Genomic DNA, 24,816 nt, shown 5'->3' on the forward strand with positions numbered 1-24,816 from the left:
CAGAAAATATGATTTCGTAAGGTTGAGTACTTAAGTTCTTTTCAACTCCGGGGACATTGACCGGTGCAAAGGTTGTTACCAGCTCATTACTTTTTTTCTATTGTCAGCTTCAGGCTGTCGGTTGAACTTTATAACAATGTCATTGTCAAAAGAAAGTAATCTATTGAACTTTAGCGATTAAATCATGGATGATTTTAACATGTGAGGGATGTCTTGATGTTACCTGCTACTGCTGAGATGTCAGATTCTAAAAGCCTGACAAGGATTCCAAATCATAATATCCAGGATGGTAGTCCATCCATCGGGACTGATGATTCTCCCAAAAGGTATTTTGGCAATTCTGATCCCTGTGGCGCTCCCAACCCAGCGTCGCTCGCCAGGCGCACCTGCCGTCCAGCTGATTCAGGTCAGGCTGCTGACTGTTCCCCCTCCAACCGGGAACAATTTGGGGGCAAGGGAATGTTTTTGCAGCGCATGAAGAAAGCCGGTCTGTCTGTGCCACCGTTCGAGTGTGTTACTGCTCAAGTCATGAATGCTCTTGAACAACACCCTCTGGATAGACTTGACCGCTATCTTCCCGGGATTGACCGCGAACTGAAGGCTGAGACCAGCCTGAAGAACATCCGTGAACACCTCAATGCCTTGCCGCCTTCAGAGCAAAGCAAAAGGGATAAGTGGCTGCAGGGTCTGGCGCAATTTGTGGCCAGTGATGACTATTACGAACAGGTCAAAGATTCTGAAGCGGCCCGGGAGATCAGAGGTCTGCTCCGTCAGCTGGACCGACTCTCCACATCACAGCCGGTTATTGTGCGCAGCTCAGGCATCAACGAAGATAACTACGGCGATTCCCAGGCCGGTAAATACCTCTCGGTAGTGCAGGCAGAAGAGGATATTTTGCGTACCTGCCTTAAGGTCATGGCCTCAGGTTATCGGCCTGAAGTCTGTCCCGAAGTCATACCCCCACCCATGGCGCTGATCATCCAGGAGTGCATTGACTGCCAATATGGTGGGGTCGCCATGAGTTTTCAATCTTTTCAGGATAATACTGTCAGGGCAGAGTTTACACTGGGTCAACCCAGGGGCGTAGTGGCCGGGCAGTCCGGTAACACGCCCCACCGCCTCGATATTTATCGCAAGGGCCACAAAGAAGAAGTTCACAGCTATCAATACTTTCCCGGAACCCTCTCAAGTCACTTTGTCTTGCACAAGAATAATAACGGCTATTCGGAAGTAAGAATTGATCATGTTGATGCTCAATCAGGCGACGGTGGACTGCAACTCACTGATGAAACGGTTTCAGAACTCATGGAGGCGGTGACAAAGCTGGAAGACCTGTTGCTCTGCCCCGTGGATGTGGAGTTTGCCATTGATCGTCAGGGTCGCCTGTTCCTGTTACAGGTACGCCCCGTTACCCGACTCTCTGGCGGCATGGATTTTGCCATGCCTATACCAGAAGAGACCCTGGCCAGTGGTCAGGGCATCAGCGAAGGCTATTGCACCGGTACACTCTGGCTGGCGGAAGAACAAGCGGTAGATTCAATGCCAGAAGGAGCCATTGTCGTGGCCGACCATGCCGAAGATTGGATGCTTGAGCCTGAGTTCCTGAAGCGAGTGAGGGGGGTTGTCTTTGCCAAAGCAGGATTCAATGATCATGTCGCGATCCTCATGAGGCAAGAAAAAATAACCTTAATGCGGGCCGATGATCAGTTTTCGGCATTGGCCGCTCAGAAAGGCCAACAGACGACACTGGCCTGCGCCCGCTTTAACGGTGAGCCCGTAGCCTTTGTTGTTGCCGGTGACCTTACCGAAAAACTGGCCAGCCACAGAAGTTTATCCTCGGCCTTCTCAGATATGCCCCTGGGAAATGCCGTCCCGTCACGGGATGATTTGTCTCCCTCTGAAGACACACTTCGCCAGGTCGCCAACTGTTTTCAGTGGCTGACGGATCAAAACGCCCGCCTGTTGGCATTTTTTGCCTCCGGTGGTGGACTGGATTGCCTGGCCAACCCGATAAAACTGAGCATGTCGCGGCAACGATCAGAGCTACTGGCTGAGACCAGAGAGAACATAAAACGACTGATTTATGGCGCTGAAAAGCTGTTGGAGGTGTACCAGGCATTTCTGCAGCTGGCGGGCAACAGCAGTTCATCCCTGATTGAGACATTGCGAGATGAATTACCGCAACTGAACAAACGCTTTGAGACGCTGAAACAGACCATCCAATCCGGCTTGGAGAATATCATTATGCGAATGCAAGCTGCTGAAGACGGGCAGCTTTCCCCGCTAATGTTTCGTCAGTGGGTGGCAGACTGCCATCAGCTGCAATCCTGTCTTCAAGCGCTCAACTTCGGGAAGGCCGAGCAGGTGCATAGTGTCCATGAACTGATTTTTGCTCTGCATCAGCGCTTTGTAGAGGCTCTGGCAGCGGTCACTTTGGGGTCGGGTCAGGGCAGGCTATCCAAACAAGGGCAAGCCACCTTTGTTGATTGCACCACTCCGGGTAAGTCGGGTGAAAAGGCACCGCTATTGACTCCGTTCGGCAAGGAGTCCATCGGAAAATCAGCGAATAAAGCGACTGTCATCAGTATGAATGATGCCTTGATTGTTAACCTGAAATTAGGAAGTCATGTAGGCCTTGTCGAACTGCTCGAACAGGCAGAGGGGGGTAAAGGACGAACCTTGCGACTGAAATTTTCTGACAAATTTCGTAAGCATCGTGCATCAGGTCTTTATAATCCCGGCAAGTTAAAGCGCATGTGGTTTCTGGCACAGTTACTGAGAGCGATCGAACTGGGAGAAAATACGCAGAGCATGAAGCTGAGCTGCAACGAAGTAGCAGGTGAAATGATCGTCGAATGCTCCCGAATAAAATCACGTCCAGTCCTGCAGGGTGCCTTTGAAAAACTGATCACTGTATTAAACAATACCTATAATCTGGATCAACAATTGTCGGACCTGCCCATCTTTGAAGGAGATCAGTGGGACTTTAACCTGCTGGCACAACGCCTTAATCGTGATATTACCACAGAAGCTGATAGATTCGCTTTTCATCATTGTCTTTTCTCAATGTTTTATGATTGGAAATTATACATTTTTTACAAATGCCTTATTCCCTGCGACCAGTTATTGAACAACCAGCAACAACGACAGTTTATAGATCATTGTCGACGTTTAGGTAAATCAGAGCGCCATCTTGAGAAAGTGTTAATGAGTGATGAGATCGGTGACGACAGCCGCAGGGAACTATTACAGCATCTTTTATTGATACATCCGGAACATGCTGTGCCATTGTTTGCCCATGTGTATCCCCATCTGGAAGGTCAATACTATGTTATCAAACCATCCTTTAATGTCAGACTGGAGTTTGATATTCCTCCGGGTCAGCCAGTTCCGGATGATAAAGAAAAGGTCAGGAATGTCTTACTCTTGCATGGGCTGAAATATGCCAGCCAACGGGTTCGAAGTGACAAAGAGGTTGTGTTACCCACCATTAGAGTTTATCCGGGTGACCTGAAATATGTGAGTACAGAACTGAAAAATGATAAAGAGGTTGTTATGGCCGCAGTCACTCAGAAGGCCAGACAGTTGCAATATACCAGCCCGGAACTTCTTGACAATAAAGAGGTCGTCATGGCCGCAGTCTCTCAGAATGGTCGTATGCTGGAATATGCCAGCGCAACACTTCGGGATGATGAAACGGTGGTCATGGCCGCTGTTGAGACGTTTCCGCAAGCCCTGCGTCATGCCAGTGAAAGATTACGAGGCGATAAAAAAATTATACAATTCGCAAGCTCTGGTGATGTTCGTAGCTTATATTATGCCAGTGAAACCTTACTGAATGATCGAGAGTACATGCTGGGCTTAATTGAGCAGAACTGTCTTGCTTTCGAATTTGCTGCTTCAAGGCTTCAAATGGATTATGACTTTATCAATGCAGCAACCATAAGAAACCCGGCAGTTTTTGAATTCTTCGAAATACCCTGCCAACAAGGTCTGACCGGCTCTGACAGTATTGGCCAGCAGACGGCGTTTTAACCACTTCAGCCGTACGGTTGAACTTTATAAAAACATCAATGTCTATAGAAAGTAGTCAATTAACGTATCAACCGTTGATTCATAGATGAACATAATGAAAGGGATATTTTATGCATTGTGCTACTTCTGAGACATCAGATCCTAAAAACCCGATAACAAATCCAAATCAGAATACCCTGGCTGGCACTCGATCCAATAGGGCTGGTGATTCACCTAAAAGATATTTCGGTGCCCTTGATCCCAGCGGTATTCCCGCCTCGACTTTGCTGGTCAAGCGCATTTGTAGTTCGCCGGTTCCAGGTCAGGCTGCTGACCATTCTTTCTCCGACCGGGAACAATTGGGGGGCAAGGGGATGTTTTTGATGCGCATGGAAAAAGCCGGTCTGTCTGTTCCGCCCTTTGAATGTGTGACAGCCCAGGTCATAAGTATGCTCGAAAAACACCCTCTGGATAGACAGCTGTTAGTCCGCTATCTCCCTGTGAATGTTGATGAACCCGATGCACTGACCAGCCTGACGAACATCCGGGAATACCTTAATACCTTGCCACCTTCAGAGCAAAGCAAAAAGGATGACTGGCTGGCAGGTCTGGCGGAATTTATTGCCAGTGAAGACTATTACCAACAGGTTAAAGACTCTGAAGCGGCGCAAAAAATCAGGGATCTGCGTCGTCAGCTGGACGGGTGCCCCACCTCTCAACCGATTATTATCCGCAGCTCTGGTATTAACGAAGATAACTACGGCGATGCCCAGGCGGGCAAATACCTCTCTGTCGTCCAGAAAGAAGACGATGTTTTAAGTACCTGCCTGAAGGTCATGGCCTCAGCTTACCGGCCTGAAGTCTGTCCCGAAGGCATACCGCAACCCATGGCGCTGATCATCCAGCAGTGCATTGATTGCCAATACGGCGGGGTCGCCATGAGTTTTCGATCTTTTCAGGATGGTACCATCAGGGTTGAGTACACACCCGGTCAACCCAGGGGGGCAGTGGCAGGGCAGTCTGGTAACACACCTCACCGCATTGACATTTCTCGCGTGGAAGGAGCTGACAGCATTCAATACTTTCCGGGTACGATCTCAAGTCACTTTGTCTTGCACAAAAACAACAAGGGTTATTCAGAAACAGCTATTCAGAATGCTGACGCACAAACAGACGACGGCAGGCATAAACTCAGTGATCATTTGGTTACAAAACTCAGCCAGGCGGTGACAGAGCTGGAAAACCTGTTGCTCTGTCCCGTGGATGTCGAGTTTGCCATCGATCATCAGGGTAATTTATTCCTGTTGCAGGTGCGCCCTGTTACCCAGCTCTCGGGCGGTATGGATTTTGTCATGCCCATACCCGAAGAGAGTCTTGCCATTGGCGAGAGCATCAGCGAAGGCTATTGCACAGGGCCAATCTGGCTGGCCAATGAACGACAGGCAGACACTATGCCAAAGGGCGCCATTGTCGTGGCTCAACAGGCTAAAGACTGGATGCTTGAGTCCGGGTTCCTGAAGCGGGCAGGTGGCTTTGTCTTTGCCTATGCCGGATTCAATGATCATGTAGCGATCCTCATGAGACAGCTAAAAGTCACTTTAATGCGGGCCAGTGGCCAGTATTCGGCGTTGGCCGCTCAGGTTGGTGAACAGGCGACGCTGGCCTGTGCCCGCTTCATGGGTAAGCCCGGAGCCTTTATTGTTGCCGGTAACTTTACTGAAAAACTGGCCAGTCACAGCAGCCTGTCCTCAGCTTTTTCTAATGCGCCCCTGAAGGAAGTCAGCCTTTCAAGGGATGAACTGTCCCCTCATAGATGCCAGTTCCGTCAGGTCGCCAGCTGCTTTCACTGGCTCACAGACCAAAATGCCCGTTTGTTGGCATTTTTTGCCTCCGATGGCCGATTGGGTTGTCTGGCAAACCCCATAAAACTGAGCATGTCGCCAGCACGATCGCAACGACTGGCAGAGATCAGGAACGACGTAAACCAGCTGATTCGTGGGGCTGAAGTCATGTTGGAGGGGTATCAGGCGTTCTTGCGGCTGGCTGGTAAAACGGATTCGCCTCTGGTCAACTCGTTGCGGGTTGAATTCCCGCAACTGAGCAGACGATTCCAGGCATTGAAACGGGCCATCGAATCAAAGTTGGAGAGTATCATTTCTGCAATACAAACCGCTGAAGAAGGGCGGCTTTCCCCGGTAATATTTCGTCAGTGGCTGGTAGATTGCAAGGAACTGGAATCCTGTTTGCAAAAACTCAACCCAAAGGAGGCGGAACAGGTCCAAAGTGTCCATGACCTGATTTTTGCCCTGCACCAGCGCTTTGTCGAGGCGCTGGCTCCCGTGACTCTGGGTTCGGGGCAAGGCAGTATATCCAAGAGAAAGGATATCACTTATGTTGATTGTACGACCCCTTGTGAAAGGCCGCCGCTACTGACGCCTTCCGCAGCAGCAGCCATGGAACAATTTAATTTTACAGCCACTGTCGTCAGTCTGAACGATGCCTTGATTGTTAACCTGAGGCTTGGCAATCATATGAGTGTTATTGAGCTGCTTGAACATGCAGAAGGGGGCAAAGGACGAACCTTGCGGCTTAAATTTGCTGACACCTTTGGTAAAGAATGGGACTTTGCAGTCGGCAAATTAAAGCGTGTGTGGTTTATGGTGCAGTTACTGAAAGAGATAGTACTCGATAATAATACCGATGGCTTAAAGACAAGTATCAATGCCGTAGCCAGTGAAGTTATCATCGAATGTCCCCGAATAAGATCACCTGAAACCCTGCAAAATGCCTTTCAAAAACTAATCATAGTGTTACGTGATATTAAAGATGTGGATATGAATTTGAACGATAAACCCATTTTTGAAGGGGACCAGTGGGACTTTAACTTGCTTGAACAACGGCTTGATCGCGATATTGCGACAGAAGCCGATAGATTCGCCTTTCGACGGTGCCTTTTCTCAATCAGTTATACCTATTTACACAAAGTTACTCTTTGCTACCCGTTATTAAGCAAGCAATACCAACAGTTTATTGATGATGTTCAACGTTTATCCCGGTGCGCGATAAAATCAAAGGACGATCTTCAGGCGCTTTTAATGAGTGATGAGCGCAGTGATAACAACCGCAGGGAACTGTTGCAGCATTTTTTATTCAGAAATCCTGAAGCAGCTATGCCATTTTTTGACATTATGTATCCTCAATTGAAAGGTCAATATTATGTTATCAAGCCCTCCTTCAGTGAGCGTCTGGCGTTTTATGTGCCACCGGGTTTGCCGGTTGGGGATCACAAAGAAAAGATTGCGAATGCCATACGAATGCATGGGCTGGAATATGCCAGCCAAGCGGTTCGAAATGATAGAAAGTTTTATACTCACTATCTCTGAAGATCCCAAAGAACGCCAATATGTGAGTGAAGAGCCCAAGAATGGCAGCTATGTCGTCATGACAACATTCACTCAAGTCACTTCATTATGACTTGAAGCTGGGCTATTAAACAGCAGATGAGGGATCAAAGTCAGCCCCGGAATACGTAAACTGTGTCGTTTTTCGGGCTAAAAACCTGTTTTTTAAAATTAATGGGTATTTCAAAACATTCCTTTGATTACCTAAAATGAGCGTGGTCAAGCTCCGGTCGTCTTTCGAACGCCAAATCAGATTTTCAGCGGTGGTTTCTCCCAAACTGTCTGCCGCCTCTTTCCCATAATACGCCTCCTGCTGATATTCCAATGACTTTTGAAGGTTTATCAATGAGTCATCCCAGGCCTCATGTTTTTTACTCGAAGATTATTCTGGCTTTTGCCGTTGTTTCTGTGATTTCCGGGTGGGTTTTGGGAGATGATAGCGGCGGCAGCCGCTTTGACCCCAAGGAATGGCCCCCCCATAAAACCAAAGTTGTAGAGTGGGTAGAATCCATCCCAAAAGATAGTTCCGTTACCATAGGTCCCGCTGATCCATCCAAACCCGACGGGATAAATTACATAAAAATGGTGAATGGAACATTAAACATCGAAGGTTCTCTGACGAGCGAATTACCCAGTGGCAATAAAGTGCAGGCCGGGGTTCATATGATCGTCAGCGCTGTAGGCATGAATAATAGAGTCACTAACAAAGGCATACTCAGCAGTGCACGGGAGAAGAAGGGTTACGCTGCAGACGTCGTCATGGCCCTGACCAAATATGGGGATACTATCAGCAACGAGGGCATAGTCACTATTCAGGGGATAAAGAGACGAACTGCACCCACAGCCTTTCAGGCTGCGCACAAAGCTTCTGAGGCCGCTAATGAGATAAATGGAACCTTTAATATTTTAAGCGCTCCCGCAATGGGCTTTCTCATTATCAACGGTTTGGGTACAAACAGTGGCACTCTTAACTTGTCTAGCCAGTCCTCAAGCGACCAACCGTCCTATGGAATGAAAGCCAGAAATCAAAATGTCCACGACTTCGGAGTAGAACAGGGTAATGCAGAAGTTCGCAATAGAGGCACCCTCAACGTTAATGGCAAAAACAATTATGGTATGGCTGCAACCGCCGATGCCAGTAACCCGCCCCCGGTCGGTTACTCCTCCACCGCTGCCAACTGGGCCACTATCAACGTTTCTGGCGACGATAGTGTTGGTATGAGCACAGACACACATCGAGCTAAAGTAGACAACAGTGGTAATATCTTTACCAAAGATAATGCCATTGGCATCAAAATCTCAGGCAATGGTCAGTTAGTGAATGCGGGAACCGTAAGAGGTACTGGCACCGGATTGCTTTATTCTGGTAATTTTCCAAGAGGCCTTAGCATTAAACCCGGATACGTCATTGAGGGGTCGCCTGCCATTAAAATGGAGCAGGCAAGTCAATCCCCTCTGTATTTGCACGGAGGATCCATAACAGGAAACATCGAGAGTGCTGGTGGCGAAGACAACACTCTTTATATTGCTCTTCCTGAAGAAGTTCCGGGTAAAAATACGACATTATCCATAAAGGGCAATATTTCCGGCTTTTCCACCATTAAGATTTCCGGATCAGGCTGGAGCCTGAGTGGCTGGATTTCAGAGGCGACAAGGTTTGATACATCCAGTCAAATCAATAGCTTGTTTGTGAGCGATACAATAGCATCCTCCCATGAAGCCCCTGACGCTTCCTTAAGGTTTGCTACTACAAGTGAGAGCCAGAACAAACTGGACATAAATACTGAAGGGGGAGGGAAGGTAGAGAGTCTGAACCTTTTCGGTAGCGCTCAGCTTAATCATTTACCGGAGCTAAAACATATAGCTGTTTACCATTCCGGGAACTGGTCAGTCTCGCCTGTTGCACCTTTGCCTGACCTGCTCACCATTACAGCAGGTTCAGGAGGTCAGATTGAAGAGATAACTACTAAACGTCCCTCGAACAAATCCAAATCACTCTATTTGTCGTTCAGCCAATCAACTTTGGTTGCTCGTGATCTGGTTGTTCATAGCTTGCCTGAGAGCATCATCAAGACGATTGATCTATCGTCAAAAGACGACCGAAAACCTCTATTGTTGTTTCTGGAAGGGGGGGAAACAGGAACCATCAAGGGCCGTTCTGACCTAAATGATAAATTTGTACTGAATAAGGGGTCAGTAACAGAAGCGGTCAATGATATCTCTACCATCACGGTAACAAGTGACAATGCTGACGCCTGGTCAGCGACAGGGCCAGTGTACAACCCCAATTCCATAAATATAAATGACGGTGCGCAGATCAACAGCATCAATACCCACTCCAGCCGTGGCAGTGACCGTGGCGCTTTAAGTCTGGCATTTAACCGCAGCTATACCAACAACGACTTCATTAAAGTGGATAATCAGGGGAAATTAGGGAGTCTGGACTTCTCGAGTGACGCTGAACGTCCCAGGCTGTGGTTTCTGCAACAAGGTCAAACAGCAGCCATCAAAGGTCGTTCCGATAAACAAGATGAACTTGAACTGAAGACGGGTTCAGTGAAAGGAACGGTTGATAATATCCATACCGTCAGGGTAACAGGTAGGGAGTGGACGGTTCTGAATTGGCTTACCGGCACACAGAAAGTGGATCTGCAAAGCCCTGTTCATCAGATTCGTATTGCCGACAAGAAAGAACAGGGAACCTTGCCAGGCAGCACTCTGGGCCTGGTCAACAGCAACAGTCCAATCAGTATCACCAGCCATGCTGATCAACAATCGGATCTGTGGTTGCGAGGTAAAGCTCAGATCAGCGATCTTCATGGAGTCAGGAATATTCTGCTGGACAGTGCTGAGGTTTGGTCAGTGACAGGATCAGTCCCCAACCCTGACTCCATAACCATAACTCCCTATGCCAAGGTCAGCAGCATCAATACCCGCTCCAGTCACGGCGATAATACGTTATCCCTGACATTTAACGGCACCTACACTGACGATAACTTTTTTAAAGTAGATAACCGCGGAACACTGGAGAGACTGGACTTTTCGAACGGCGCTAAACGACCACCTCTACAGCTCTCTCTGAAAGGGGGTGAGATGGGAGTAATCAAGGGTCATCCTGATCGGGATGATCAACTTATACTGAACACCGGCTCAGTAACAGGCGAAGTTAATAATATCCGTACCATCAATGTGACGGGTAAAGCATGGACGTTTCTGAACTGGGCCGTCGGCACACGAAAAGTGATCCTGGAAAGCCCTGTTCATCAGATCCGGGTTTCCGACAAGAAACAACAGGAAGTCGTGCCAGGCGCCACTCTGAACCTGATCACCAGCAACAGTCCAGTCAGTATTACCAGTCATGCTGATCAACAAACGGATCTATGGTTGCGGGGAAAAGCTAACATCAGCGATCTTAAGGGTGTCCGAAATATCCTGCTTGACAGTGCTGAAGACTGGTCGGTCAATGGCTCAGTTTACAACTCCAATGCTATCACCATAAGCCCTGAAGCACAGGTCAGCAGTATCAATACCCACTCCACCCACTTAAACAGGGGAAACTCGGATAAAACCTTAACCCTGTTATTTAACGGCACCTACACAGACGACAATGTCTTTAAAGTAGATAATAGTGGAACACTGGGAAGCCTGGACTTTTCCAGTAACGCTAACCGCCCTCCATTGCAGTTTTCTCTGAAAGGGGGTGAAGTAAAAGAAATCAAGGGTCGTTCTGATAAAAATGATGAACTGATACTTGACAAGGGTTCGTTGACAGAAGCGGTTAATGATATTCATACCATCAGGGTAACAGGTCGGGAATGGACTTTTCTGAATTGGGCCACCGGCACACACAAAGTGGATCTGCACAGCCCTATTCAGCGGATCCGTGTTTCAGACCAGAGAGAGCAGACAGACGAGGAATGGAAAAAAGGGTTGCCAGCAGCGACTCTGGGCATCATCACCCGTAGCAATCCAGTCAGTATCACCAGTCATGCCGATAAACAAACCGATCTATGGTTACAAGGTGAGGCCCGGATCACCGATCTTGAAGGAGCCCGGGGTATCTGGCTGGACAGCGCTAAAGACTGGTCGGTGACGGGGCAAGTACTAAACCCTGACTCCATAACCATAAGACCGGGTGCACAGGTCAAGAATATCAGTACCCACTCCGGATTCGGGACTCAATCTCTGGCTCTGGTGTTTAAAAATATTGATGCCGACGACGACTTTAAAGTGGATAACTATGGAACACTGGAGAGCCTGGACTTGTCCGCTCATGCTCAGCGCCCTTCTTTAAAGCTCTCTCAGAAAGGCGGTGAAATAGTTAAAGAAATCAAAGGTCGCTCTGATAAAAATGATGAACTGATACTGGACTCCGGCTCAGTAAAAAGAGCGGTTGATAGCATCCATACCATCAGGGTAACAGGTAAAAAATGGGATTTTCTGGACTGGGCCACAAATACACGACAAGTGACTCTGGAAAGCCCCATTCATCAGATCCGTGTTTACGACAAAAAAGATCAGGAAACAGTTCCAGAAGAGACCCTGAGCATCATCAGTGATAAGAATCATCCAGTCATTATTACCAGTCATGCCGATAAACAGGCAGATCTATGGCTGAAAGGTGAAGCCCAGATCAGAAAGCTTCAAGGAGCCAGACACATCCTGCTGGACAGTGCAGATGCCTGGTCGGTGTCAGGGCAAGTCAACAACCCCAGTTCCATAACCATAAATCCTGATGCCCAGGTCAGCAGCATCAATACTCGTTCCACCTATGGCAATAAAACCTTAGCTGTGGCATTTAACGGCACCTTTAGCAACAACGATTTTTTTAAAGTGGATAACCATGGAACACTGGCAAGCCTGGACTTTTCCAGCGACGCCCACCGCCCTTCACTGCAATTTATCCAATCCGGTGGAGCTGCTGACCTTGTAAAAGCACGCCCTGGAATGAACGACACTCTTGTAATGGTCGCAGGCACTATCAGGGAACAGAGCGGCTTTGACAACCTGATCGTGCAGGGAGATACATGGGGCTATTTGAGAATGGATAATCTTGACATTGTGAACCTTGTTAAAGGCGCTGTCGTTAACAGAATCACGGATGACCCAAAGGTTGAAAAAGGAACTGATCGTCTGGTATTAGGCTTTAAAAAGTCTTTATTTAATCGGTCAGCCTTTGCTATCAATAATGAAGGCGGTGAAATCCATGAAATCGATCTCTCAGGGCCAGACTCCGCACGTCCGAAACTCTTTCTGAACCATCTCGATGGCATCACCGAAAACATTAAAGGTCAACAAGGCCACGGCGATAGTCTGTTTCTCAGCGGTGGCAAGATCACTGGATCGGTCAGTGGCATAGATGATGTCTCGATCACAGGCAAACAATGGGAAACCATTGCAATACAGAACCCATTAAGCATCACGGTGACTGAAGACGGTACAGCCAGACTTATAACGACCAGAGACGCAGGCCCTGCTGGCGGTGCTTTAACATTACCTCTTAAATTCACTAAGTCAGCGGTACTTTTCAAGAAAGTACCATTAAACACCCGTGGCACAATAAAGGAGATGAAGTTTGATGACACGGGTCACCGCCCACCCATCAACATTGTCCTTAAGGCTGGCACCATTGGCAGCATCCGGAGCCTACCGGGTAAAGGTGACAGTCTGGATGTTCAGAACAGTACCGTAGAGGGCGACATTATCGGGCTGGACTCCCTGACCTTCAGTGGTCCGGAGGCTCAATTCGGCGGTCAGCTGATTGAGACTATGGGAACAGTGAGCATTTCAGGCAAACTGACCCTGACCTCAAACCTGAAATTGTCTGTCACTCCCGTCAAATTTTTACAATCTGTTTCAGAAGCTGAATCTGATACCTCAACCGCCTTGGCCAAGACAACTGTCCATATTAACAAAGGCGGTACTTTATACCCGAAGGCACCTTCTGCAGCTCTGTCGTCCAGACGTGACAGTGCCTTGGAAGTGGCAGGTCTTTATAAGCAAGAGGGCACACTGGTAGTGACTCTGGATGAACTGCGTGACCTGAAAGCACCTTACATCAAAGCCAGCAGAATTGAAGTCGGCCCTGAAGCCGGTGTTTTACTGAATAATCAACCGGATATCGGTGAGAGCACCGAATATCTTTTGATGCAATCAAGCGACTGCGACATTAAAACAATGCCCTCCCTGGTAACGACTTCATTCACTCCTCACACCCTTTACTACCTTCGCCTGACGGCCAGACAGCTGTTCCTTGTCAGCTACCATGTAGCGACATTTGTTGCGGATCTTGCCAGATCCGGCGGTGCCAACGATTCAGCCTTGAAAGCGATTGAAATAGCACTGACTACCCGTCAATCAAACGACAGTGAACCATTGAATAACTGGATCCTGAGTCAGGTCAAGATGATCAATAACAACACTGCCGAAGTCGCCAAAATTGTCAACCAGATGACTCCGGACCTGTCCGGTGCGTCCATAAGTTCTGCCAACGCTTCGATCAGACAGGCCCGTACTGCAGTTGGCGCCCGACAGACTGGCCTTCGCAACGGTATTGCTGCGGGTGATATGGTTGCCTCCGGTAATGTCTGGATGCAGTATGCCAACACGGATGCCAGGCAGGATAAAAAGGACGGGTACAACGGCTATGAAGCCAAAACCCACGGCTTCACAATGGGTGTTGACTCTGATCTGAATGAACGCATGACGTTAGGTGTCGCCTATACCTACTCAAAGGGTGATGTTAACGGGACCGATGGCTCAAGCAGCAGGATTGATACCGAAGGGCATACCTTCAGCGTCTATTCGAGCTTTGCGCAGGGCTCCGTGTTTGTCGATGGCCGTATAGGTTACAGCTGGAGTAATAATGATGGTAAACGTAACGTTGTCGGCAATGAGATCAAGGCCAAACATGATCTCAATTCGTGGGATGTTGGTCTTCTGACTGGCTATAAAATGCCATTGGGTCAGTCAGGAGAATGGCACTGGTTGCCACAACTGGCCTTCAACTATGCCAGCATCAAGCCAGACGACTACCGGGAGACAAGCGTTAACGATTGGTCAGATATCCTGCGGTTTGCAAGAGTCAAAAGCGACACTTACGAGATACTGGAACTGGGCGCTGGTCTGAAACTGTCGGGCGATATCACCACAGCCAGTATGACCGTCAAACCTGAAGTCAGCCTGATGGCCTTCCACGATTTCAAGGATGACCCGGTGAGCATGACCGCGCAATTTGCCCAGGGTGGCAATGCTTTTCTGATGAGCGGGGCCAAACGTGAACAAAGCCGTTACCAGTTCGATGCAGTGATTAATATGGAGAGCCACAGCAACCTGGCCTTTACCATCAGCTATCACTATGACTGGATGGACAGCTTCAAGGCCTATGGTTTTATTGCCAGAGTCAGCTACGGGTTCTGAGTAAGCCGTCAATTTTTCACCGGAAAGAGCGTAAAACCCTGTACTTTTAGAGGGTGTTGCAAAACTTCAACAACTACTCAGGTTCGGCTTATGCGTTTTGTTCTCAACCTCTGGAGAAAGGGCTTTGATGAGAATATTCATCTGATGGCTGGTCAATGTCGAAATGGCATCAAGAAATGCCTTGATGAGATCATATTGCATAATTGCATACCTGAAAGTAGGAGGCTGCTGCATCATAGTTCAAACAACAGGTAAGGCTAATTTAGCCTTTTTTACTTGTGGCGCATAAATTTCCCGACCCGTGAACAGGACTTCCTCCTGATCAGCGGTAAAACTACGACACCTGAGAAATGTGAACTGGTGGAAGTAGCTTAACCTGGTGTTCATTACAGCTCGGTATTGGGCTCGTCATCCTTGTCTTTCCTTTTCGGCCATTTCAGGATCTCTTTCACATCATCTTGTGTGAGCGATCTTATGTCATTACGCATGGACGAGAAAGAGTGATAAAGCGCCATATTGAAATCGTCCCTGGCTTCCCGGTCCTGCAAGTCTTGTGAAAAGCCGCGAAACAACTTCTTACTGAACCTGCCATCTTTGTCGTTCAGTATCTGCCAACAGAGCATCGTCGCTCTCATGGCTTCAAAGCTGAACTGAGTATCATTATTTCTTGAGGTAGCACAATTGCATGCTCCTCCACAGTTACAGTTTTCCGGGAATTCCGCAAAATGTGCGGGGGGTTGGTTAGCTCTGGCTGCAGCATCATAATTATCGATGGAGAATGTCAGGGTATAAAAATTGGAGTTAACTGAAATCGCTAATATCTGAATGTTATTGTTGGGTAATTTCCTAAGGTGGTATTGAACGACAGTTCCTTTTTGAAAGTATAATGATAAAAAATTTGATGGTTGCAGGTTTGCACTATCATCTTCACTGGTTTTCTCATGCACAATAATATTGGCAGGTCTGACTGTATTGAATAACTCAGGTATTATCAAATTAAACGTACCGTAGGACGTAGAGTTTAGTAGATGCTCTATTATCCATTGTCGTGTTTCTGGATTATTCAGGAAAAGGTCAAATATAAGGTTATTATCGTCTATAGCTTTTGTGCTTGACGATAAAAGCGTTTGAGCATTATCGGTCTCATCTGTAGGAGATCGAGATACAGATATAGAGCGACTATCGATACTTACATGTTCTGGTAAAGTGGTTGGCGTTGCTGCTTCAAGCGCGTTCACCTTTTCTTCGCTATTTAGTAAGTTTTGAAAAAGCATCCTGCTAGTCCAGATAAAAGGCATAGCAAAAAAGCTTAATATATGGGCAAATTTACGTGCTGTTGTTTTCGTTTCACTTCTTAGTGTGTAACGAGTGTGTAAGCGATGCTGAAGGTTATGTTGGCCATTTCCTAATAAGCTACTAAAAAAAGCTGGCACACGATTGGCCGTGTTATGTTGATTAAGCTCTATATTAGCGGAAGAGGTCAGGTCATAATTGACAAAACGATCCCCGGAAATATAACTAAAAAAGCTAGTGGGGTTATTCAAATAGCTATTTATTGTTCTCCCATTGTGACTGAAATTAGCGGATGATGTGGCTGTACCATCAAGTACTAATTGACCTAAACGCTCCAGTTTCCATGTAAAGTGCAGGTCATTTGAATTTGAATAAGATGATAGCAAGCAGAGACAGAGTAAAATGATTAATCTTATGTCTATTTTCATCGTTAATTACCTGTTTTTTACTAATATCAATTTTCGGTGAATGATTGAGAGTAGCACACACAGTTTATATGACTGTTTTTTTTGAGGATTCTGACACCTGATGTTCATTTTGATTGCTCTAGACCAAAAAATACACGATCACTCATGTTTTCACTCTGATAATCTGAGTCATCTGTATCGTTATTGCTTGAATCCAGCCTTAAAGATAATGATGATTTTATCGAGGCCACAATAAAAAGAAACCCCGAGGTTTCTGAATACTTCGAATAATCTGCGAATAAGGTTTGATCTATTCAGACAATGTCATCCGGTGCAAACCCTGTTGTTGTTTTTCTTATTGCGTACTTCAGGCTGATGAGGGAACTTTGTAAAAATTCTGCTGTCAAAAGAAACTAATTAATTGATGCACTAGGAGCCTGACCGAGAATAGACTGCCCTACGCGGCAACTGCTCCTGCGTTGCTCTAGCTCCTGCATCCATGCAGTCGTGCGGCGGCAGCAAATTGGTCTGAAAATCCGCTTTTGTTCGTCAAATAGCTCGCTATTCTCCTCACAAAACCGAATTTTCATCCTCAATTTTCTGCCGTCCTCGCTACGGGCGCTATTCTCGGTCAGGCTCCTAGTAATGGGATGGATAATAACATGAGAGGGATTTCTTGGTGATAACTGCTGCTTTAGTTGATATATCAGATCTTTATAGCCGGACAACGAATCCGGATCAGGATGCCGTGACTGCCAGTCCATCCATTGGGGTTAATGGTTCACCCAAAGGGTATTTGGCTGGTCATAATACCACTGTCGTTCCCGATCCAAAGTCACTAACCGAGGGCAACTGCGGTTCACCTGCTTCAGATCAGGCTGCTGATTGTTTTTCCGGCAACCGGGAACAATTTGAGGGCAAGGGGATGTTTTTGCAGCGCATGAAAGAAGCCAGTCTGTCTAAAACAGAAGGGATGACTGGCTGGCGGGTCTGGCGAAATTGATTGCCAGTGATGACTATTACGAACAGGTTAAAGATTCTGAAGCGGCCCGAAAAATCCGGGGGCTGCACCGTCAGGTGGACAGACTCTCTGGATCACAGCCCGTGATTATCCGCAGTTCCGGTATCAACGAAGATAACTACGGCGATGCCCAGGCAGGCAAATACCTCTCTGTCATTCAGGCAGGAGGCGATGTTTTCAGAACCTGTCTTAAGGTCATGGCCTCAGGTTACCGGCCTGAAGTCTGTCCCCAAGGCATACCGCAACCCATGGCGCTGATCATCCAACAGTGTATTGATTGTCGATATGGTGGAGTCGTTATGAGCTTTCAATCCTTTCAGGATGATACCGTCAGGATTGAGTACACACTGGGTCAGCCCAGAGGCGCAGCAGTAGCAGGACAGTCCGGTAACACGCCCCACCGTATCGATATTTGTCGCAGGGAAGGCGCTGAAAACTTTCAATACTTTCCCGGCAAGGTGTCAAGTTACTTTGTCCTGCACAAAAACAATAACGGCTATTCGGAAACTTTCGAGGTTCGGTCATTGCGGGATGAAATACTGACATTGAGCAACCGGTTCGAGGCGCTGAAAAAGACCATCCGATCCGGGTTAGAGACTATCATCCTGCTTCTTGATAATGGTAAAAACAGGCAGATAACATTTCATCAATGGCTGACTGCCTGTCAGCAACTGAAATCCTCTTTGCAAGCACTGAATCCTAAAGAGGTTGAGCAGGTCCGGAGTGTTCATGAGCTGATTTTTGCCTTGCACCGGCGCTTCGTAAATGCACTGGCACCGATCAGTCAGCATTCCGGTCAGGGCGAGCTATCAAAAGAAAAGAAAATTACCTACCTTGATTACACAACTCAGCGCAACCCGGGAGAAAAGGCGCCGCTATCGAGGCCGTCCTCGAAGCCATTAATCGAAAAGCTTAATTGTTATGGGACTGTGGTCATTATGGATGATGTCTTGATTGTTAACCTGAAGCTTGGAAGTCATGTGTGCCTTATTGATCTGCTTGAATACGCAGAGGGAGGCAAAGAACGAACCTTACGGCTGAAATTCTCTGACCAGTTTTATAAAGATGATGGTGTTGGTAAAACCGCCAAGTTAAAGCGTATGTGGCTTCTGGTGCAGTTATTGAAAGTGCTCCAACTGGATGAAAATGCTGATAGCATGAAGCTGAATTGCAATGCAGTAGCCGGAGGCATTACCGTCGAATGCACGCGAATGAAATCAACTAAAAACATGCAGGATGCCTTTGAAAAACTGATCATTGTGTTACGTGATATGCGTAATGTGGATTGTAAAATGCAGTACATTAAGGTTTTTGAAGGAGATCAGTGGAGCTTTAGCTTGCTTGCACAACGCCTGACTGGCGATATTGCGGCAGAAGCTGACAGCTTCGCCTTTCAACATTGCCTTTTCGCAATGTATTATGAGCAGCATTTCACCTGCAGTCCTGATTATTTGCTTTTATTACCCGAACACTACCAGCAATTTATTAATTATGCCCAACGGTTTGCAGAGTGTCGTGATAAATCGTGTCGTGATAAATCGTGTCGTGATAAATCGGAGGACGACTATCGGCAAATATTAATAAGCAATGAGATCACTGAAGAAACCCGCAGGGAATTTTTACATCATTTGTTATTCCTGGATGCCAAAAGAACGGCTCCATTGGTTGAGGATGTTTACCCCGATTTGAGAGATAAATACTATGTTATAAAACCATCATCCTACAGTTACAGGCCAAGTTTTGAAATCCCTCCGGATCTGTGGCTTTCTGATGATAAAGAAATTTTCAAAAAAACCTTGCTGATGCACGGACTGCAATATGGCAGTCAACGGGTCAGGAATGATAAAGACCTGGTATTACCAATCATTGCAGAGCGTCAAGAAAACCTTGAGTTTGCTGGTGAAAAAATGAAGAATGATAAAGAGGTTGTCATGACCGCAATCAAAAAGCACGGCAATTGGCTGCAATATGTCAGCCCGGAAATACGGGATGATGAAAATATTGTAAAGGCCGCTATCGCCAGTTATCCAACCGCGCTGAGATATGCAAGTGAAAGAATCCGAAGTGATAAAGACATTATAAAAATAGTTATCGATAATGATATTGTTTACTTACGATGTGCCAGTACAAAGGTACTGAGTGATCGCGAGTATTTGCTGAACTTGATTGAACGTGATCATCATGTTTTCGACTATGCTGCTGATGAACTTAGATACGATAAGGATTTTATCAGGTCAGCAATCTTCAGGAACCCGGATGTTGTTGAATATGTCTCCCAGACGACTTTAAGTCCGATACGACTTTAAGAATGTGCTTCAGTACTGAGAGTGCAAGTCAGCACTTTGCGCTGTCAGCGGGACGAACTCTCCAGGACACTGTCGGTTATTGTCCGCAATTCCGGCATCTGCTGTTCGATAATGCGCTAGAATGCACAAGCAAAGCATCAGGGGTTGTTATACATCCGGTCAATTCTTCGGCGGCAACCATGTTCTCTCGGAGGTTCGGATCATGTTATGGCAGTGGGTCTTCTGGCTCAGTCTGGCAGGCACTTTGGTTATTGGTGCGATTCTGTTTCGGGATCTGGGTGATATCAGTCAGTCGTTCATCAGGGTTAAGCGAGAAAACATCCTTCGTGCGATTCGCCAGGAGCGTCGCCTCATGGCGATCGGCCTTGGTCTGGCGTTGCTGATGGCCCTGTGTCATCTGACGTATGATGCCGGCAGCGGCTGGACCTTCTGGTCAGCGGCAGCACTGGTGACATTGTTCTATGGCTTTCCCTATGTCTGGATTCACATAGGCCTGCGCAATCAGCAAGGCACTGCAAGCTATTACTCCATCGACAAGGCTCGCAACTTTATCAATCCCTCCACCAGTATGCTGGTGATCGAGAACAATGGCGAAGCGGCTGCGCATAGTGATTACGACTTGAGTCGGCCGCACCTGGCCAGCAGTGCCAGAGGTCTTGGTGGCGAGAAGCGCTTGATCATGACTTATTGCGCACTGGCAAATCTGGGTTTGGGCTTCAAGGCCGAAATGGATGGCCGTCCTATCGATTTAGACGTGCTGGCACAGCATGGTAATAACCTGGTGATGCGTGACAAACAAACCCGTGAGCCGATTCAGCATATTTTCGGTCAGCGCGTTTGCGACTTGTCTGCAAACAGTCATGGACGGCCCGACAGACATTCGACCTGCGAGCGCCAGGGCATGCCGCTTTGGCCAACGTTTCGCATGAGTTTTCGCGCCTTTGAAAAGGCCTATCCAAATGGGCGTGTGTTTCTGAACAAGCCGGTGTCTAATCCGTTTCTGCGTTTGCTGGATGCCGGTATCGACTCGATCTTTGCTGTCTTGCTCGGTCGGCATGCTCGTGAGAACACGCCTGTTATCGATAATATGACCCATTATGATGATCGGCTCCCTAACAAGACGTATATATGGGGTATCGCGCTAAATGGTGATGCAGTGGCCTATACAGAGGACTTTGTGTTTGAGCAGGATAATGTCATCAACGTGACGATTGGCGGTCGAGCGGTAGTCATTGCATACGATTCTAAACTGGAAAGTCTTGGGGCCTGGTACAACGACAGCGGTCAGTCTGTCACCCGTATCGACTTCAATGGCCGATCGGATCGTGGCCGATTGATGCGGATTGAAGCCCTGCGGCCCGGCATGTTTTGGCATGTTTGGGTGGAGTTTTTTCCAGCCACCGACATCAATCGTCTCGACAAGGTATCGTGGCAAACTTAAGGCTGAAGAGTGAACTTTATAAAAACAGTACTGTCAAAAGAAAGTAATTTATTGATGCACTAGGAGGCTCCTAGAGAGCCATTAATGATTACTCCGTAGTTCAGTGATTTTCACCGAACGGTCCCTGGAGACGGTTACCACATAGCGACCATCGGCGCTGAAGGCGGCTGATTTTAAACCGCAATCATTAGAAAAAATGCCGTTTTTGTGTGAAATGCGGGCTTTTTCTAACCATGACCCATCGGTCTCCTGACCAATTATTGTCGCTGTTCCGTCTTTGCTGGCAGTCACCACATGGCAGCCATCAGGGCTGAAAGTGGCTGATATGACTCCGCCTTCATGGAAAATGCTGGCTTCTTGTTGCCACGACCCACCGGCTTTCTGGCTATAGATTCTTGCCCTGCGATCCTCACAGGCAGTCACCAGATAGCGGCTATCGGGGCTGAAGTTGGCTTTGTAGACCCAGAAATTATGGTGAATGGTGTCTTCTTGTTCCCATGATCCATCGGCCTTATGACCGAAGATTACAACCGTGTAATCGGTACTGGCGGTCACCATATAGTGATCATCGGGGCTGAAGGTCGCTGATTTGATGCTGTTATCATGTTCAAAGCTGGTATTTTCTAACCATGATTCACCGGCCTGCTGGCTGAGGATTGTTGCCGTACGATGCTTATTGGCTATAACCAGATGGCGGCCATCGGAGCTGAAGCTGGCTCTTTTGATCGGACTGTCCTGTTGGATAGTGGCTTCACTTTTCCATGATCCATCGTCCCTGAGGCCATAGATTTTTGCCGTTTTATCTCTACTGGCGGTTACCACACGGCGACCATCGGTGCTGAAACGGGCTGAGCTGACACGGGCAGTATGGGTAATGCAGCCTACTCTTTCCCAGGACCCATCGGCCTGATGGCCACAGATTACAGCCGTGCCATCGGTACTGGCAGTTACCATATGCTGACCATCGGGGCTGAAGGTGGCTGATCTGAGCCAATCGGCATGGTGAATGATGTCTTTTACTTCCCATAAGCCAGCACCCTTGTGAACGTAGATTTGTGCTGTGTCGTTATCGTAACGGGTAATGACCAGGTGGCAGCCATCGACACTGAGACTGGCCGAGTCGATGCGGCTATTTAGTTTGATGGTTGATCTAGTCACTAAGTTAAATGTTTTGCATTCAGCCATCAGCCTGGCTTTGGTGAAAAAAAACAGAGCAGGCACATAAGCCCCCTCCGGGTTGCGATCTGTGAGTGACTTCACCAACGCCTGATCATTCGTGAAGGATTCAAACCAATCACGAAGTTGATCCTTGTTTTTTGTATTGATGGCTATCCTCAGCTGATTCTGGTGCGAGGAAGGAAAACGGCGATACCAGGCTTTTGCCTCAGCATTATCCTCTTTGATTGCATCGCGCAGGAGGGTACATACCTGTTTTAAACGGCAGATATCCCGAAGTTCCAGACAGCGAAAAATTATGGGTAATGAGGATAAGTCCAGCAGTGAGGGTTTATCCTTTTTTTCCCTGATTGCTACAGTGACACTCCTGCCTGCAATGGTGCCCGTTGTTGTTGCCGATTCCTCTTGCCCGGGTGGTGGTGAGGTGTGACTTTCACTACTGAAGTCAGTATCTATTCCATTCATGCCTGGTTCCCCGAGAGTAAATATTTATTCTCGATAGTTAAGGATGTCGAACAATAATCTCGTTGGTTAGAGTCGGCTTTGAAAAGAAAGTTCATCCTATTGTTAAGCGAAACGAGCAAAGTGTCCGTCTTTCTGCATAGGCAGAATGTCGTTACTCAGTGACGGTAAACAATGAATTACTGCTCCGTAGTTCAGTGATTTTGACTGCGCCGTCGGAACCGGCGGTGATCACATGGCTGCCATCGGCGCTGAAGGCTGCTGAGGTGATCCAGCCATCATCAGGGTCAATGCTGTTATTGTGGGAAATGCTGGCTTTTTCTAACCATGTTCCATCGGCCTCCTGACCAATTATTTTCGCTGTTACGTCGTCACTGCCAGTCACCACATGACGGCCATCAGGGCTGAAAGTGGCTAGTAAGACTGCGTCTTCATGGCTGATGTTGGCGACAGGTTTCCATGATCCATCGGTTTTCCGGGCACAGATTTTTATCGTGTTATCACTACTGGCAGTTACCAGATAACGGCTATCGGGGCTAAAGTTGGCATCGCAGACACGGTCAGTATGGTGAATGGTGTCTTCTGGTTGCCATGATCCATCGGCCTTATGACCGTAGATTACAGCCTTGCCATCTTTACTGGTAGTGACTAGATGGTGGCTATTGGGGCTGAAGGTGGCTGATTGGACGCTGCCATGATGGTCGATGCTGACTTTTTCTAACCATGATTCATCGGCCTGCTGACTAAGGATTTTTGCCGTTTTATCTTTACAGGCGGTCACCAGGTGCTGGCCATCGGAGCTGAAGCTGGCAAATTTGATCTTACTTTTCTGCAAGATAGTAGCTTCGCTTTCCCATGATCCATCGTCCCTGAAGCCATAGACTTTTGCCGTTTTATCTTTGCTGGCAGTCACCAGATGGCGGCTATCAGCGCTGAAGCTGGCTGAGACGACATCATCAGTATGAGCAATGATGCCTGCCAGTTCCCAGGACCCATCGGCCTTGTGGCTGTGAATTAAGGCCGTGCCATCATAACTGGTAGTCACCAGATGCTGACTATCGGGGCTGAAGGTGGCTGAATTGACCCAATGGGCATGGCGAACGACGAGTTTTAGTTCCCACAATCCAGCATCCTTATGAAAGTAGATTTTTGCTGTGTGATCTTGACAGGCGGTGACCAAGTGGCAGCCATCGACACTGAGGCTGGCTGAGATCAGTGCTTTATGTTCGTGAATGGTCGATGTTGTGACTAATTTAAATGTTTTACATTCAGCCATCAGCCTGGCTTTGGTGAAAAAAAACAGAGCAGGCACATAAGCCCCCTCCGGGTTGCGATCTGTGAGTGACTTCACCAACGCCTGATCATTCGTGAACGATTCAAACCAATCACGAAGTTGATCCTTATTTTTTGTATTGATGGCTATCCTCAGCTGACTCTGGTGCGAGGAAGGAAAACGGCGATACCAGGCTTTTGCCTCAGCATTATCCTCTTTGATTGCATCGCGAAGGAGGGTACATACCTGTTTTAAACGGCAGATATCCCGAAGTTCCAGACAGCGAAAAATTATGGGTAATGAGGATAAGTCCAGCAGTGAGGGTTTATCCTTTTTTTTCCTGATTGCTACAGTGACACTCCTGCCTGCAATGGTGCCCGTTGTTGTTGCCGATTCCTCTTGCCCGGGTGGTGGTGAGGTGTGACTTTCACTACTGAAGTCAGTATCTATTCCATTCATGCCTGGTTACCCGAGAGTAAATATTTATTCTCGATAGTTAAGGATGTCGAACAATAATCTCGTTGGTTAGAGTCGGCTTTGAAAAGAAAGTTCATCTTATTGTTAAGCGAAACGAGCAAAGTGTCCGTCTTTCTGCATAGGCAG

At 47.5% G+C, this 24,816-nt stretch carries 10 protein-coding genes; 6 read left to right on the forward strand and 4 right to left on the reverse strand.

The window, feature by feature from the left end; translation table 11 throughout:
- The first annotated feature begins 216 nt into the window (after positions 1-216).
- The 3 genes from ACO6VG_RS17315 (at position 217) to ACO6VG_RS17325 (ending at position 14,834) form a co-directional block, all read left to right on the forward strand.
- On the forward strand, positions 217-4,035 hold the full coding sequence (locus ACO6VG_RS17315; RefSeq protein WP_422474885.1) for a DUF4116 domain-containing protein: 3,819 nt from the start codon (positions 217-219) through the stop codon (positions 4,033-4,035).
- Positions 4,036-4,145: 110 nt separating this feature from the next.
- Entirely contained in the window at positions 4,146-7,397 is a 3,252-nt protein-coding gene (locus tag ACO6VG_RS17320; protein ID WP_422133448.1) for a PEP/pyruvate-binding domain-containing protein, read from the forward strand.
- Between the two features lie 342 nt (positions 7,398-7,739).
- Positions 7,740-14,834: an autotransporter outer membrane beta-barrel domain-containing protein gene (locus ACO6VG_RS17325; RefSeq protein ID WP_422474888.1), complete on the forward strand. Its 7,095-nt coding sequence runs from the start codon at positions 7,740-7,742 to the stop codon at positions 14,832-14,834.
- Positions 14,835-14,900: 66 nt separating this feature from the next.
- On the opposite strand, the gene ACO6VG_RS17330 is transcribed toward ACO6VG_RS17325, so the two are convergent.
- The gene (locus ACO6VG_RS17330) at positions 14,901-15,035 is read right to left on the reverse strand and encodes a hypothetical protein (RefSeq protein WP_422137791.1); all 135 of its coding nucleotides are present in this window, start codon (positions 15,033-15,035) and stop codon (positions 14,901-14,903) included.
- A gap of 185 nt (positions 15,036-15,220) precedes the next feature.
- Complete coding sequence (locus ACO6VG_RS17335) at positions 15,221-16,555, reverse strand: hypothetical protein (protein WP_422474890.1); 1,335 nt, start codon at positions 16,553-16,555, stop codon at positions 15,221-15,223.
- Positions 16,556-17,213: 658 nt separating this feature from the next.
- Here ACO6VG_RS17335 and ACO6VG_RS17340 point away from each other — a divergent pair.
- From ACO6VG_RS17340 to ACO6VG_RS17350, 3 genes are all read left to right on the forward strand, one after another.
- Complete coding sequence (locus ACO6VG_RS17340) at positions 17,214-17,537, forward strand: hypothetical protein (protein ID WP_422474892.1); 324 nt, start codon at positions 17,214-17,216, stop codon at positions 17,535-17,537.
- Positions 17,534-19,861: a DUF4116 domain-containing protein gene (locus tag ACO6VG_RS17345; protein ID WP_422474894.1), complete on the forward strand. Its 2,328-nt coding sequence runs from the start codon at positions 17,534-17,536 to the stop codon at positions 19,859-19,861. Before ACO6VG_RS17340 ends, ACO6VG_RS17345 begins: the two co-directional genes overlap by 4 nt.
- A 202-nt stretch (positions 19,862-20,063) precedes the next feature.
- Positions 20,064-21,302 (forward strand): DUF3179 domain-containing (seleno)protein, encoded by a 1,239-nt coding sequence (locus tag ACO6VG_RS17350; protein WP_422133455.1) that lies wholly within the window; start codon positions 20,064-20,066, stop codon positions 21,300-21,302.
- A gap of 81 nt (positions 21,303-21,383) precedes the next feature.
- Here ACO6VG_RS17350 and ACO6VG_RS17355 read toward each other — a convergent pair whose 3' ends face one another.
- Together ACO6VG_RS17355 and ACO6VG_RS17360 are read right to left on the reverse strand one after the other, a co-directional pair.
- Positions 21,384-22,943, reverse strand: coding sequence for an F-box/WD repeat-containing protein (locus ACO6VG_RS17355; protein ID WP_422474896.1), 1,560 nt, complete (start codon positions 22,941-22,943; stop codon positions 21,384-21,386).
- Between the two features lie 151 nt (positions 22,944-23,094).
- On the reverse strand, positions 23,095-24,672 hold the full coding sequence (locus ACO6VG_RS17360; protein ID WP_422474899.1) for an F-box/WD repeat-containing protein: 1,578 nt from the start codon (positions 24,670-24,672) through the stop codon (positions 23,095-23,097).
- Positions 24,673-24,816 lie beyond the last annotated feature (144 nt).

Origin of the sequence: Endozoicomonas sp. ALB032, assembly GCF_049310125.1 — a bacterium.
Classification (GTDB): domain Bacteria; phylum Pseudomonadota; class Gammaproteobacteria; order Pseudomonadales; family Endozoicomonadaceae; genus Endozoicomonas_A.